Annotated in this window: 14 protein-coding genes; 9 read left to right on the forward strand and 5 right to left on the reverse strand. The window is 73.3% G+C overall.

The window, feature by feature from the left end:
* The first annotated feature begins 22 nt into the window (after positions 1-22).
* Positions 23-520: a hypothetical protein gene (locus ACTMTB_RS00955; protein WP_441142054.1), complete on the forward strand. Its 498-nt coding sequence runs from the start codon at positions 23-25 to the stop codon at positions 518-520.
* Positions 521-549: 29 nt separating this feature from the next.
* Here the strand turns inward: ACTMTB_RS00955 and ACTMTB_RS00960 are convergent, their stop codons facing one another.
* A complete protein-coding gene (locus ACTMTB_RS00960; protein WP_441142055.1) occupies positions 550-1,791 on the reverse strand; it encodes an APC family permease in 1,242 nt (413 codons plus the stop codon).
* Positions 1,792-1,801: 10 nt separating this feature from the next.
* The gene (locus ACTMTB_RS00965; protein WP_441142056.1) at positions 1,802-2,569 is read right to left on the reverse strand and encodes a phosphatase PAP2 family protein; all 768 of its coding nucleotides are present in this window, start codon (positions 2,567-2,569) and stop codon (positions 1,802-1,804) included.
* A 110-nt stretch (positions 2,570-2,679) separates the two neighbouring features.
* Between ACTMTB_RS00965 and ACTMTB_RS00970 the strand changes: the two genes are divergently transcribed.
* Positions 2,680-3,891: a DUF4032 domain-containing protein gene (locus ACTMTB_RS00970; protein WP_441142057.1), complete on the forward strand. Its 1,212-nt coding sequence runs from the start codon at positions 2,680-2,682 to the stop codon at positions 3,889-3,891.
* A gap of 304 nt (positions 3,892-4,195) precedes the next feature.
* On the opposite strand, the gene nagA is transcribed toward ACTMTB_RS00970, so the two are convergent.
* Genes nagA through ACTMTB_RS00985 form a run of 3 tightly spaced genes read right to left on the reverse strand, consistent with a single transcriptional unit; the run spans position 4,196 to position 7,163 of the window.
* Complete coding sequence (gene nagA / locus ACTMTB_RS00975; protein ID WP_441142058.1) at positions 4,196-5,305, reverse strand: N-acetylglucosamine-6-phosphate deacetylase; 1,110 nt, start codon at positions 5,303-5,305, stop codon at positions 4,196-4,198.
* Positions 5,306-5,307: 2 nt separating this feature from the next.
* Positions 5,308-6,237: an ROK family protein gene (locus ACTMTB_RS00980; protein ID WP_441142059.1), complete on the reverse strand. Its 930-nt coding sequence runs from the start codon at positions 6,235-6,237 to the stop codon at positions 5,308-5,310.
* On the reverse strand, positions 6,234-7,163 hold the full coding sequence (locus ACTMTB_RS00985) for an SIS domain-containing protein (protein ID WP_280839985.1): 930 nt from the start codon (positions 7,161-7,163) through the stop codon (positions 6,234-6,236). The genes ACTMTB_RS00980 and ACTMTB_RS00985 overlap by 4 nt, the downstream gene beginning before the upstream one ends.
* A 199-nt stretch (positions 7,164-7,362) precedes the next feature.
* Between ACTMTB_RS00985 and ACTMTB_RS00990 the strand changes: the two genes are divergently transcribed.
* The 7 genes from ACTMTB_RS00990 to ACTMTB_RS01020 all read left to right on the forward strand — a co-directional run bounded on the left by ACTMTB_RS00990 (position 7,363) and on the right by ACTMTB_RS01020 (position 13,392).
* Entirely contained in the window at positions 7,363-8,148 is a 786-nt protein-coding gene (locus ACTMTB_RS00990; RefSeq protein WP_441142060.1) for a DeoR/GlpR family DNA-binding transcription regulator, read from the forward strand.
* Between the two features lie 121 nt (positions 8,149-8,269).
* Positions 8,270-9,280: an ATP-binding cassette domain-containing protein gene (locus ACTMTB_RS00995; protein ID WP_441142061.1), complete on the forward strand. Its 1,011-nt coding sequence runs from the start codon at positions 8,270-8,272 to the stop codon at positions 9,278-9,280.
* Positions 9,277-10,293: an ABC transporter permease subunit gene (locus tag ACTMTB_RS01000; protein WP_441142062.1), complete on the forward strand. Its 1,017-nt coding sequence runs from the start codon at positions 9,277-9,279 to the stop codon at positions 10,291-10,293. The genes ACTMTB_RS00995 and ACTMTB_RS01000 overlap by 4 nt, the downstream gene beginning before the upstream one ends.
* Before the next feature lie 136 nt (positions 10,294-10,429).
* Positions 10,430-10,894, forward strand: coding sequence for a DUF3263 domain-containing protein (locus ACTMTB_RS01005; protein ID WP_441142063.1), 465 nt, complete (start codon positions 10,430-10,432; stop codon positions 10,892-10,894).
* A gap of 219 nt (positions 10,895-11,113) precedes the next feature.
* Positions 11,114-12,013 (forward strand): hypothetical protein, encoded by a 900-nt coding sequence (locus tag ACTMTB_RS01010; RefSeq protein WP_441142064.1) that lies wholly within the window; start codon positions 11,114-11,116, stop codon positions 12,011-12,013.
* 156 nt (positions 12,014-12,169) lie between these two features.
* Complete coding sequence (locus ACTMTB_RS01015) at positions 12,170-12,679, forward strand: GNAT family N-acetyltransferase (RefSeq protein WP_441142065.1); 510 nt, start codon at positions 12,170-12,172, stop codon at positions 12,677-12,679.
* 287 nt (positions 12,680-12,966) lie between these two features.
* Positions 12,967-13,392 carry a hypothetical protein gene (locus tag ACTMTB_RS01020; protein ID WP_441142066.1) on the forward strand — a complete coding sequence of 142 codons (426 nt, stop codon included), beginning with the start codon at positions 12,967-12,969 and terminating at the stop codon, positions 13,390-13,392.

Consider the following 13,392-nt stretch of genomic DNA (forward strand, 5'->3'; position numbering starts at 1 on the left):
ATGGGAAGAGGGGCAGGCAGGCGTGGAATTGTGGGACAGGGACGTTGCTCCGCGAGCTGAGCGTCTCGACGAACTGCCTGCCCCTCTGCTCTACCAGCTAGCGACAGAGGTCATCGAAAGAACCATTCCAGTCTTCGAGCCCCGGTTCGAGGAGTTCTTTCCTCCTTCCGCCGTAGCGCTCGTCCGCCGCTTTCTTGCCGAGTGCAAGGATCGGCTCCCTGATCGCCGGCTTCTGGAGACTGAAGTGGACGAGTACTTCTCGGTGCAGGAAGAATTGGCGCTGGTCCCCACCAGGTTGGGCGTCGGTCCTTTCCTGGTCGCGTTGGGCCGTCTCGTGGAGTCGTCAGGAGAGCGAGGAATTGATGGGGAGCAGGTCCTGGAGATTCTTTCCGCCTGTTACGAAAGCATCGTGATGTCCAATATCTCCGGCAGGGAAAGCATCGAGAAGGAATTGGCGAATCCCCTCTGTATGGCGGAGATCAAAATGCAGCACGAGCTCCTGGGCCGCTACGGATTGTAGGTCGGGTGAACCCGACGGCCACCCTCGCGCTACGGAGTGAACCGCGACTTCCACGCGTACCAGGCGGCGCCGAGGGCGAGCACGCCGAACCCGGCGAGCACGCTGGCCAGCGGCAGGTTGACCGCGAGCACCACGCACCCGGCCAGCCCCAACATGGCCAGCACCTGCACCGGCAGCTTCCGGGCCGGGTCCCGGCCGAGCGTCAGCGCCGACGCGTTGGTGATCGCGTAGTAGACCAGCACGGTGCAGCTGGAGAAGCCGATGGCGCCGCGTACGTCGCCAAGCGCGACCACCACGATCACCACGGCGGCCACCGCCAGCTCCGCCCGGTGCGGGACCCGGTGGACCGGGTGCACCGCGGCCAGCGCGCCGGGCAGGTCGTGCCGGCGGGCCATCGCCAGCAGGGTCCGGCCGACGCCGGCGAGCAGGGAGAGCAGCACCCCGGTCACCGCGACAGTCGCCCCGGCCCGGACCAGCCAGGCCAGGTCGGGCAGCCCGGCGGCGGCCACCACGTCGACCAGGGGCGCGGCCGAGGCGGCCAGCCGGTCGGCCCCGAGCACGCCGACCGCGACCACGGCGAGGAGCAGGTAGACCGCCAGCACCACGCCGAGGGCCAGCGGCACCGCTCGGGGGATGGTCCGCTCCGGGTCGCGTACCTCCTCGCCGAGGGTGGCGATCCGGGCGTACCCGGCGAAGGCGAAGAAGAGCAGCCCGGCCGCGGTGAGCACGCCCCGGACCGAGCCGCCGGCTTCGGTGAGCCGGTCGAGCCGGACGTCGCCGGCCGCCACCCCGGCCACCGCGACCAGGGCCAGCACCGCCAGCACCACGACCACCAGGAACTTCGTCGCGGCAGCGGTCTTGCCGATGCCGCGCAGGTTCACCGCGGTCACCGCGACCACGGCGGCGACGGCGACCAGCCGGGCCTGCCCGGGCCAGAGGTACGCCCCGATGGTCAGCGCCATCGCCGCGCAGCTCGCCGTCTTGCCGACCACGAATCCCCAGCCGGCCAGGAAGCCGGCGAACGGGTTCAGCCGCTCCCGCCCGTAGACGTACGTGCCGCCCGACTCGGGATAGCGCGCGGCCAGCCGGGCCGAGCTGGTCGCGTTGCAGAAGGCGATGAAGCCGGCCAGCGCCAGCGCGACCAGCAGCCCGGCGCCGCCGGCCGCGGCGGCGGCCGGGGCGAAGACCACGAAGACGCCCGCGCCGAGCATCGACCCCAGCCCGATCACCACCGCGTCGGGTACGCCCAGCCGGCGCCTCAGTCGCTCCACCGGCAGCAGGCTAGGTGATTGAGGTGAACGGACGGTCCCAGGCGTGCAACCGGCCGGGAAGAGGCAGGCCGTCCCACGGCACCCGGTGCAGCAGCCGGTCCAGCAGCAGCCCGAGCAGCAGCCCGGCCACCGAGTCGGTCAGCCAGTGCCAGCCCAGGTAGGTGGTGGTGGTCGTCACCACCAGCGGCGGCACCACCCGGACGACGGTGACCAGCCAGGTCGGCAGCCGCCGGCCGAAGCTGCGCAGCAGCGGCGCCATCAGCAGCGCCAGCACCCCGTACCAGACGATCGCGTTGGCGACGTGGCCCGACGGGTAGGACTGCGCGTAGCTGACCGGCAGGTCGTGCTGGAACAGCGGCAGGGTCCGCTCGGGCGGCAGGAAGGGCTCCTTGACGCTCGCGCTGGGGGCGGGGCGGGCGGTCCACACCTTCAGTGGCCCGATCGTCAGGTAGGTCAGCGCGAAGGCGGCCACCGGGGGCAGCACCGGGCGGACCGAACGCAGCCGGACCGCCAGCAGCACGCCCAGCCCGGCGGCGAGGAGCGTCAACGGGGTGCCCTGGCCGAGGAAGTTGAACACCCGGGCCACCCAGTACGCCGCCGCCGGCCGGTGCTCCCCGGCCCAGTCGGCCACCGCCCGGTCGAGGCCGAAGAAGTGGTCGGTGGCGAGCGCCACGGTCAGCCCGACCAGCCCGGCCAGCAACAGGGCGTCCCACCACCAGCCGGCGGGGCGTACCCGCGGTGGTCGGGACGCGCCGCGTACCGTCGTGGTCTCCCGCACGCGATCACGCTACCGGCCCCGGGCGGCGACCGGCCGGCGCGGGCCGTGGCGGCTGTGTGCCGAGCCACGAAGGGAAGCGTTGGGCGGGGCGACCCTTCACACTTGTCCCCGTGCGGATCACCTCGGCCCTCGTCGACCCGGCGCTGCTCGACCTTCCCTGGTCGACGCCGCTGGAGCAGTGGCCTGCCCAGCACCTGGTGGCGCTGCCCCAGGGCATCTCCCGGCACATCGTCCGGTTCGTCCGGCTCGGTGACTACGTGTACGCCTTCAAGGAGACCCGCGAGCGGATCGCCGAACGGGAGTACGACCTGCTCCGTGCCCTGGAGCGGATCGACTTCCCGTCGGTCGAGGCGGTGGCGGTCGTCGCCGACCGGCAGACCGAGGACGGGGAACCGCTGGAGTCGGTGCTGATCACCCGGCACCTGCAGTTCTCGCTGCCCTACCGGGCGCTCTTCTCGCACACCCTGCGACCGGAGACGATGGGCCGGCTGCTCGACGCGCTCGCCGCGCTGATCGTGCGGATGCACCTGACCGGCTTCTTCTGGGGCGACTGCTCGCTGTCGAACACCCTCTTCCGCCGGGACGCCGGCGCGTTCGCCGCCTACCTGGTCGACGCCGAGACCGGTGCGCTGCACAGCTCGCTCTCCAACGGCCAGCGCGGCGAGGACCTGGAGATCGCCCGGGTCAACATCTTCGGCGAGGCGCTGGACCTCCAGGCCGCCGGGCTGCTGCACGAGTCGATCGACCCGGAGGTGGTCTGCGAGGAGGTCGTGCAGCGCTACGAGCGGCTCTGGCACGAGATCACCTACGAGCAGCAGGTCGAGCGGGAGGCCCGGCACGACATCGAGGGGCGGATCCGCCGCCTCAACGAGCTGGGCTTCGACGTGGCCGAGGTGGCCCTGTCGACGGTCGACAACGGCCGGTACCTGGTCCGCCCGAAGGTGGTCGACGCCGGCTACCACACCCGGCGGCTGCTCCGGCTTACCGGCCTGGACGCCGAGGAGAACCAGGCTCGCCGGCTGCTCAACGACCTCGACGCGTACCGGGTGGAGAGCGACCTGACCGACGAGCAGCAGGCCGCCCACCGCTGGCTGACCGAGGTCTTCGAGCCGGTGGTCCGGGCGGTGCCGGCGCACCTGCGCCGCAAGCTGGAGCCGCAGGAGCTCTTCGCGCAGATCATCGAGCACAAGTGGCTGCTCTCCGAGCAGGCCGGCCGGGACGTCGGCATGGGCCCGGCGGTGCAGTCGTACCTGGCCGACGTGCTGGTGCACCGCCCGGACGAGCAGGCGGTGCTGGGCGTCGAGGTGCCCAGCGCGGGCTGACGCGCACGGCCCATGCCCGCCCGGTTCGATTCGCGCCCGCGGCTGTTCCGTGGCTGCTCCGTGGCGCCGGTTCGACCCGGGCGGCGTGTGTGGTGCCGCGTCCTTTGGAGCTGATGTCGTAAACGATTCGCGCCGGCGGCCCGGCCGCAGCTGTCCACTGCGTCTCGCCGGTGTGGCGGTGTCCGGGGCCGGGGGATGGCGCCACCTCGGCGAAACGGAGTGAATCACCGAGGGATGACCGGTGATTCGTCTACGACATCAGCTCCAAAGGGAGTCGCCGGGCGTGCCGGCCCTACGGAGGGGCTCAGTCCAGCCAGGAGCCGCCGCGCATCACCCGGACCACGTTCAGCTCGTCGTCGAGCACGACGAGGTCGGCGCGGAGTCCGACCTGGAGCGCGCCGAGCCGGTCGCCGAGGCCGATCGCGCGGGCCGGCGTGGTGGCCACCATGCGGACCGCGTCGGCGATCGGGATGCCGGCGTCCACGGCGTGCCGCAGCGCGGCGTCCATGGTCAGGGTGCTGCCGGCGATCGCGCCGTCGCGGGCGAGCCGGGCCACCCCGTCGGCCACGGTGACCGCCTGGCCGCCCAGCTCGTACTCGCCGTCGGGCATCCCGGCCGCGGCCATCGCGTCGGTGATCAGCGCGGCCCGCTCCGCGCCGGCGGTCGCGGTGGTGAAGGTGAGGATCCCGTCGTGCAGGTGCACGCCGTCGGCGACCAGCTCGCAGACCACGTTCGGGGCGTCCAGCAGCGCCACGATCGGGCCGGGCTCGCGGTGGTGCAGCGGCCGCATGCCGTTGAACAGGTGGGTGGCGACGCTCGCGCCCGCCGCCACGGCGGCCCGGGTCTCGTCGTACGTGGCGTCGGTGTGCCCCACCGCGGCGACCACGGCGTGCGAGGTGAGCAGCTTGATCGCGTCCAGCGCGCCGGCCCGCTCCGGGGCCAGCGTCACCATCCGCACCGCGCCCGCGCCCAGCTCGATCAGCTCCGCCAGCTCGTCGGTCGAGGGGTCGCGCAGGTACTCCGGGTTCTGCGCGCCGCACCGCGTCGCCGACAGGTACGGCCCTTCGAAGTGGACGCCGGCCAGCACCCCCTCGCTGACCAGCGGGGCGAACGCGGCGGTGGCGTCCCGCATCAGCTCGATCGGGGAGCTGACCAGGCTGGCCAGCAGGGTGGTGGTGCCGTGCCGCAGGTGGAAGGCGGCCGCCGCGCGGGCGGCGTCGGCGTCGCCGGTGGTGAAGGTGTGCCCGCCGCCGCCGTGGGTGTGCATGTCCACGAACCCGGGCACGATCCAGTGCCCGTCGCGCTTCGCCGGGTACTCGGCGACCGCGGTGATCCGGTCGCCGTTGATCTCCACACACCCCTGCCGGATCACACCGGTCGGGGTCACCACCTTGCCGTTCACCCGCAGGGCCATCACTACTCCAGTCTGTCGAGGGCGAGCAGGGCGGCGCCGAGGCAGCCGGCCTCGTCGCCGAGGGCCGCCGCGACCAGGCGCGGCTCCCGGTGGAAGGTCATCCGTTCCCGCAGCGCCGCCCGCAGCGGGTCGAACAGCCGCGCGCCGGCCCGGGCCAGCCCGCCGCCGATCACCATGGTCTCCACGTCGTAGAGCGCCTGGGCGGTGGCGAGTCCGTCGGCGAGCGCCTCGACGGCCTCCCGCCAGACCTGCCCGGCCAGCTCGTCACCGGCCGCCGCCCGGTCGGCCACCTCGGCGGCGGTCAGTGGGGTGCCGGCCAGCTCGGTGTACCGGCGGCCGACGGCCGAGGCCGAGGCGACCGCCTCCAGGCAGCCGGGCCGCCCGCAGCCGCAGCGCGGGCCGTCGGGGCGTACCTGGATGTGGCCCAGCTCGCCGGCGGCGCCGTGCGCCCCGGCGGCGGCCGAACCGCCGACCACGTGGGCGGCCGCGATGCCGGTGCCGACGGCGACGAAGAGGACATGGCCGACGCCCCGGCCGGCGCCGAGCCGACTCTCGGCGAGGCCCCCGACGCGCACGTCGTGGCCGAGCGCCGTGGGCAGTCCGAGCCGCGTGGCGGCCAGCTCCCGCAGGGGTACGTCCCGGAAGCCGATGTTGGACGACCAGACCGCCACCCCGGCGACCTCGTCCACCAGCCCCGGCACCCCGATGCCGCAGGCGACCGGGGTCAGACCCTCGGCGCGGGCCTTGCCGGCCAGCCCTTCCGCCACGTCCAGGATGGTGTCGACCACGGCGGCGGGTCCGCGCTCGGCGCCGGTGGGGTGCCGTTCGGCGTGCACCACGGCGCCGTCCGGGCGGACCAGCGCGCACTTCATCCCGGTGCCGCCGACGTCCAGTGCGACGACGACCGGGGCACCGTCGGGGGCGTCGGTCACGCGAGGACCACGGAGCGGCTCAGGTGCCGGGGCGCGTCCGGGTCGAGGCCGCGGCTGGTGGCCAGGGCGACCGCGAAGCGCTGGGCCAGGATCAGGTCGGCCATCGGGTCGACCGGGGTACGCCCCGCCGCCCAGCTGCCCAGCACGGTGCGGCAGCCGTGGTGGCGGCTGTGCACGAACGCCGCGCCGGTGGCCGCCACGTCCTCGGGCAGCCCCTCGGGCAGCTCGCCGAACGCCCAGACCAGCCGGCCGGGTGCGGCGATCGAGATCGGGCCGTGCCGGTAGTCCATCGCCGGGTACGCCTCGGCCCAGAAGGTGGCCGCCTCCCGGCACTTCAGCGCGGCCTCCTGGGCCAGCCCGACCGTCCAGCCCCGGCCGAGGAAGGTGGCCTGCTCGATGCGGGCCGGGTCGATCGGCAGCGGGGCCCGGACGGTCACCTCGGCGTCGGCGGCGAGCGCCTCGACGTTGTCGCCCAGGTGGGCGCGGAGCAGCGCCAGGGCGGTGGTCGCGAACCGGGTCTGCACCACCGACCGCTCGTCGGCGAAGGGCATGGTCACCGCCGCGTCGGCCAGCCCGGTGGCGGGCGAGGCGGGGTCGCCGACGAGGACCGTGGTGGGGGTCTGTCCGCGCAGCGCGGCGAGCAGGTCGAGCACCTCGGTGGTGGTGCCGGAGCGGGTGATCGCGATCAGCCGGTCGTAGCGGCGGCCGGTGGGGAACTCGCTGGCCTGGAAGGCGTCGGTCTCGCCGTGGCCGGCGCGCTCGCGCAGCCCGGCGTACGCCGCCGCCATGAACCAGGAGGTGCCACACCCGACGACGGCGACCCGCTCGCCGGGGCGCGGCAGGTCGGCGGCCACGGTGCCGGCGAGCTGTGCCGCCTCCCGCCAGCAGTCGGGCTGGCTCGCGATCTCCGCGTCGACGTACGCCATGAGAACTCCTCGCACAGGGCGGCGGTGCGCAATACGGCTCATTACAGCCGTCTTTCGCGCGTTATTCTGCGCGAACCCGGGTGGCCGTGGCAACCAGGTCCCAGATCGCGCAGGTGGTGGTTTTGCGCCCTGGTAGTTTCGCGCACTACTGTGCACGCAATCAATCACCGTTCGTGCAGAGTCAACGGAGGCCCCCGCGGTGGACCGGTACGCGAGATGGAACGCTCTGCTCGAGATGCTGACCGACAGTGGTCGGGTCAGCGTCGAGGAGGCGGCCGAGCGGCTGGACGTCTCGCAAGCCACCATCCGCCGTGACTTCGACCAGCTCGCCCAGCAGCAGATGATCACCCGGACCCGGGGCGGCGCGGTCGCCAACGGCGTCTCGTACGACCTGCCGCTGCGCTACAAGACCGCGAAGCACTCCGCCGAGAAGCAGCGGATCGGCGCGGCCGCCGCCGCCCTGGTCACCCCGGGCACCGTGGTCGGCCTCAACGGCGGCACCACCAGCACCGAGGTCGCCCGCGCCCTGGCCGTCCGCCCCGACCTGAACACCAGCGCCGAGGGCGCCCAGCTGACCGTGGTGACCAACGCCCTGAACATCGCCAACGAGCTGCTGGTCCGCTCCCGGATGAAGGTCGTGGTCGCCGGCGGGGTGGTGCGCCCGAAGTCGTTCGAGCTGGTCGGCCCGCTGGGCGGGGCGCTGCTGCGCGAGGTCACCCTGGACGTCGCCCTGCTCGGCGTGGACGCCGTCGACCCGCAGCTCGGCGCCGCCGCCCACCACGAGGGCGAGGCGGCGATGAACAACCTGATGGTGGCCCGGGCCAAGCGCGTCGTGATCATCGCGGACTCGTCCAAGCTCGGCGGGCACGCCTTCGCCCGGATCTGCCCGGTGGACCGGGTGGAGACGCTGGTCACCGACTCCGGGGCGGCGACCGACGTGGTGGAGGCGTTCCGCGCCGCCGGGGTCAACGTCATCTGCGCCTGAGTGTCTCGTTGATACACGGTCGGTAGCGACTCGATGCCCCGATGCATACCGGGTATTGCCCTCCTGAGCATACCGAGTATGGTGACCGCTGTCATGAGCCAACCATCGGGGGAGGCGCAGCTTGTCGGCTGTCCTGGAGATCGAAGGTCTACGTAAGACGTACAAGAGCCGCCGGCGGGGCACCCGCAACGCGCTGGACGGCTTCGACATGCGGGTCGAGGCGGGCCAGGTGCACGGCTTCCTCGGCCCCAACGGGTCGGGCAAGACCACCACCCTGCGGACCCTGCTCGGCCTCATCCGGCCCGACGGCGGCCGGATGACCATCCTCGGGCACGAGGTGCCCGCGGCGCTGCCGACCGTGGCCGGTCAGGTCGGCGCGATCGTCGAGAGCCCGCAGTTCTTCCCGCACTTCACCGCGCGCGACACCCTGTCGCTGCTCGCCGGCGCCGGCGACGTGCCAATCAACCGGGTCGACGAGGTGCTGGAGCTGGTCGGCCTGCGCGACCGGGCCGGTGAGCGGGTCAGGACGTACTCGCTCGGCATGAAGCAGCGGCTCGCGGTCGCCTCGGCCCTGCTCAAGAACCCGAGGCTGCTGATCCTCGACGAGCCGGCCAACGGCCTCGACCCCGGCGGCATCCGGGAGATGCGCACCCTGATGCGCACCCTCGCCGAATCCGGGATGACCGTGGTGCTCTCCAGCCACATCCTCGGCGAGATCCAGCTCATCTGCGACTCGGTCACCATCATCTCGCTGGGCCGGCGGGTCGCCTTCGGCCCGGTCGACCAGGTGCTCGCCGCGCACTCGCACGGCGGGGTCCGGGTCCGGCTGGAAGCGGCCGAGGACCTCGCCGCCGCCGCCGACCTGCTGGACCGTTCCGGCGTGTCGGTGACCCGGCACCCCGACCACCTGATGCTGGCCGGCGTGGACAAGCCCGCCTCGGTCAGCCGGCTCCTCGCCGAGCAGCACCTGTACGTCAGCGAACTGGCCCCGGTCGCGGTGGACCTGGAGAGCGTCTTCCTGGAGCTGACCGCGACCGCGCCGGTGCCCGGTCAGCACCGCCAGGTCGACCAGTCCACGAAGGTCGGTGGGTCGGAGCAGGCTGGCGCCGCCGGAGGAGGTTGGGGAGCATGAGTCTCTACCGTACGGAGCTGCGCCGGCTGACCAAGCGGCGCCTGACCCGCTGGTCGGCCCTGCTGGGACTGCTGGTCCTGACCGCCGTGGTGGTGGGGGTCTTCTTCACCAACCAGAAGATCGACGCGAGTACGCGGGCCACGGCCGAGCGTGCCGCCGAGCAGCAGTGGCAGCAGGACGTCCGCAGCAACGAGCAGTATCGCGCCGAGTGCGAGAAGGCGAAGACCAGCGGCACTGCCCAGCCCGGCCAGTTCCCCGATGACTGCTCGATGATCCAGCCGCCGCCTCGGGAGGCGATCCAGGCGGAGTGGTTCCTGCCCTCCACCTTCGACTTCCGCACCAACTTCGGGGACACCCTGCTGCCGCTCGCGGCCATCCTGGCGATGGTCGGGTTCGTGGTGGGGGCCTCCTTCGTCGGTGCGGAGTGGAGCACCGGCGGGATGATGAATCTGCTGCTGTGGCGGCCGAAGCGGTTGACCGTACTCCTGACCAAGCTGGCGGCGCTGATCACCGGCCTGCTCGCGGTGGCGGTGCCCACGACGGTGCTCTGGTTCGGCAGCTTCTGGCTGGTGGCCAACCTGCGCGGGAGCACCGCGAAGATGACCTCCGGCACCTGGCAGTCGTTCGCTCTCGGCGGGCTGCGCGGGGTGGTGCTGGCCCTGGTGACCGCGACCATCGGCTTCGCGCTCGCCTCCCTGGGACGGCACACCGCGATGGCCCTGGGCGGGGTGATCGCCCTGATGGTGGTCGGCCAGTTCGGCCTCGGGATCCTCTTGGAAATGGCGGGTGTGCGCTTCGCCGCGGCGTGGCTGCTGCCCACTTATGCGCTGGCCTGGATGCAGAAGAAGGTCACCCTGGAGGACTGGGACTCCTGCCAGGCCACCTACTTCGGGGAGTGCAAGCCGGACACCCTCACCATCACCTGGCAGCAGTCCTCGGTGCTGCTGGCGGTGGGGCTGACGGTGATCCTCGGCGCGGCCCTCTGGACGATGCGGCGGCGCGACATCTCCTGACCCGCCGGCCGGGTCCCGCGCCACCGCGCGGGGCCCGGCGCGCGTCGGGTGCGCCGGACAGCGGCCCTGGTTACGCTGGGGTCCCCCCGGTCGGCGTTCGGAGTTGCCGGCCGTCCGCGCTGTGTGAGGAGCGACCATGCCCGCCGACGCGTCCGCCGCCGCCAGCGACCGGCCGGAGCCGTCCGGGCAGGCCGTCACCGACCAGCGGCCCGGGGCCGTCGTCCCCCCGCCGCGCAGCGCGCCGCCGGTCGAGGACGCCCCGGAGCCCGTCGACGCCGCCGCCGTCCTCGCCGCCATGGCGGACGACGGGCCGGAGGTCGAGGGGTTGTCGGCCGAACCGGTGCCCGCGCAGCGCGGACCGGGCTCGGCGGACACCCTCACCGAGCGGGAGCAGCGGATTCTCGCCTTCGAGCAGCAGTGGTGGAAGCACGCCGGGGCCAAGGAACAGGCCATCCGGGACACCTTCGGCCTCTCCGCCACCCGCTACTACCAACTGCTCAACGCCCTGCTGGACCGGCCCGCCGCGCTCGCCGCCGAGCCGGTGCTGGTCGGGCGGCTGCGCCGGCTGCGCTCCTCGCGGGCCCGCAACCGCCGGCGCTGACCACTTCCCGTCCGTGCGCAGGCCGCCGCCGGTGGTGGGGAAGGTCGGCGCCCACCCGGTGAGCTGTTTGCCCGGGCCACGCCGCGCCGGGTGCCGACGCTAGCGTCGGTGACCGGCGCGTACCGGCGGGTTCGTCCGAATCCCGGCGGCGCCGGAGACGGGCATGGCGTGGGCCGGGCCGGGTAGCCGGGCTCGGACGACGGCGAGGGGAGCGGGCTGATGGTGGGACCGGAGGCGCGGCACCCGGCGGGGCACACGGTGCGGACCGTCGGCGAGGCGTACGCGATGCGGGTGCGGTCAGCCTCGGTGGCGGCGCCCGGCCGCCCGGAGAACGAGGACGTGGTGTTCCGGTTCGGTCCGCTGGTGGGCGTCCTCGACGGGGCGACCGTGCCGGAGGGCTTCGACACCGGGTGCGTGCACGGGCCCGCGTGGTTCGTCCGCCACCTGGCCGCCCGGATCGGGCTGGCCGTCGCCGCCCGGCCGACGGCGACCCTGGTGAGCAGCCTCGCCGCAGCACTGCTGGCGGTCCGCGCCGACCACGGGGACGCCTGCGACCTGGACCATCCGGGCACCCCGTCGGCGACCGTCTGCCTGCTCCGGGAGGGCGGCGACGAGGTCGACTACCTGGTGCTCTGCGACAGCCCGCTGGTCCTCGACGTCGGCGGCCGGGTCGAGGTGATCTCCGACGACCGGCTGGACGACGCGCTGGCCGACCTGCGCCGGATCGCGGCGGGACTGCCGGCCGGGGAGGTCGACGCGGAGACCCGGTTCCGGCAGGCGGTGCAGGTGCAGCGGGAGCGGATGAACCGCACCCACGGTTACTGGGTGGCCGCGACGAACCCGGACGCCGCGTACCACGCGGTCACCGGAACCCTGCCGCTGCGCGGGCCGGACGCGGTCCGCCGGGCGGTGCTGCTCTCCGACGGCGCGTCCAGTGCCGTGGAGCAGTTCGGCCTGTTCGACTGGGCCGGACTGCTCGACCTGGTGACCGCGCAGGGGCCCGGGGCGCTCATCGACCGGGTACGCGCCGCGGAGCGCGACCACCCCGAACTGCTGCGCCGGCACAAGCGCGCCGACGACGCCTCGGCGGTGCTCTGCGAGTTCCCGTCCCGAACCTGAGCCGGCGCGCCGGGCCGGTGCCGGCGCTGGCCGCCGACAGCGGAGCGTGACGCGGAACACCCCGATGGGACGACCGGCCGGTACCTGGAGACCGGAGGGCCATTCGCGGCCCAAAGGGCTGGACGACCGGCGGCGGTACCGGCAGACTGCGGCACTGTGACGGGTGCGGTACGACTGGAGCCACTGGACGAGCGGAACCTGGAGCCGTTGCTCTCCGTAGCGGTGGCCGAGGCGGAGGCGGGTGACGTGATGCCCCCGGTCGAGGCACCCGCCGGCTGGTCGCTGGCCCGTCGGGAGGCGTTCCGGGAGTTCCACCGGGCCAACTTCGCCGGGCTCGACGGTCCCACCCGCACCCGCATGTACGCGATCGTCGCCGGTGGCGAGGTGGTCGGCATGGTGCGGATGAGCCGCTGCGAGGAGCCCGGCGTGGTGGAGACCGGGATGTGGCTCGGGCGTTCGGCGCGCGGCCAGGGCCTCGGCGTCGGCGCCCTGCGCGAGTTGCTCAACGAGGCCGCCGCAGCCGGCATGCACGCCGTGGTCGCGGACACCACCCGGGACAACATCGGGGCCGTCCAGGTGCTGAAGAAATGCGGCGCAAAACTGCTCGAAAATGGCGACAAGGTTCACGCCGAAATCTGCCTCGACTCCACTCCGCCGGCATTCTGACAATTCTTCGCGAGGTTTGATCTATCTCGCGTCCTTCCTGGTCGAGGCGCTCTGACTGTCCGGTTTGTGGCCTTGGTTGCCGCCTGGACGACTCCTTCCCATCCTTGCCGTAATCGGGCCAGGAATTGCCGGGAAATGTTTTGCACCGGGGCGGGCGGGTACTGCCGGCCGGGTCCGTAACAACGGGACGTCCCGACGCAGGACCGCCGTGCGCATTTCCCCGGTGCTGGTTTCCGGCCCTCGGTGGAGACGGGTCGTCCCGACCACCGGGGAGTGAAGGAGAACCGATGAAGAGCGGAATGCGGGTCGGCCTCGCGGTCGGCCTCGGATACGTCCTCGGCCGGCGGAAGAAGCTGCGTACCGCCCTCACCCTGGCCGCCGCCGTCGCCGCCGGGCGGGCCAGCCGTGATCCCCACCTGCTCAAGCGCGGCGGCGACCTGTTGACCTCGGCCCCCCACCTGGCGGGCCTCGGCAAGCTGGGCAGCCCACTCGCCTCGGCCGGCAAGGCCGCCGCGACCGCCGCCGCCGGCAGCGGCATCGACGCCATCAGCGGCAAGCTGCGCGGCAGCGCGGACGCCCTGCGCCGCAGGTCCGGCGGAGGTGGGGGCGACGACGGTCAGCGGTCCGCGCCCGACGAGGAGCAGGAGCTGGGCGACCAGCCGCAGCCGGGTGAGGGCGGCACCGACCCGGCGACGTCGAAGCGGGGGCGGTGA

Source organism: Micromonospora sp. L32, assembly GCF_052068055.1.
GTDB classification, from domain to species: Bacteria; Actinomycetota; Actinomycetes; order Mycobacteriales; family Micromonosporaceae; genus Micromonospora; species Micromonospora purpureochromogenes.

Coding starts and splice junctions, on each gene's coding strand:
- nagA (WP_441142058.1), bottom strand. CDS start 5,305: ATGGCCCTGCGGGTGAACGGCAAGGTGGTGACCCCGACCGGTGTGATC.
- ACTMTB_RS00985 (WP_280839985.1), bottom strand. CDS start 7,163: ATGGCGTACGTCGACGCGGAGATCGCGAGCCAGCCCGACTGCTGGCGG.
- ACTMTB_RS01010 (WP_441142064.1), top strand. CDS start 11,114: ATGGTGGGACCGGAGGCGCGGCACCCGGCGGGGCACACGGTGCGGACC.
- ACTMTB_RS01005 (WP_441142063.1), top strand. CDS start 10,430: ATGCCCGCCGACGCGTCCGCCGCCGCCAGCGACCGGCCGGAGCCGTCC.
- ACTMTB_RS01000 (WP_441142062.1), top strand. CDS start 9,277: ATGAGTCTCTACCGTACGGAGCTGCGCCGGCTGACCAAGCGGCGCCTG.
- ACTMTB_RS01020 (WP_441142066.1), top strand. CDS start 12,967: ATGAAGAGCGGAATGCGGGTCGGCCTCGCGGTCGGCCTCGGATACGTC.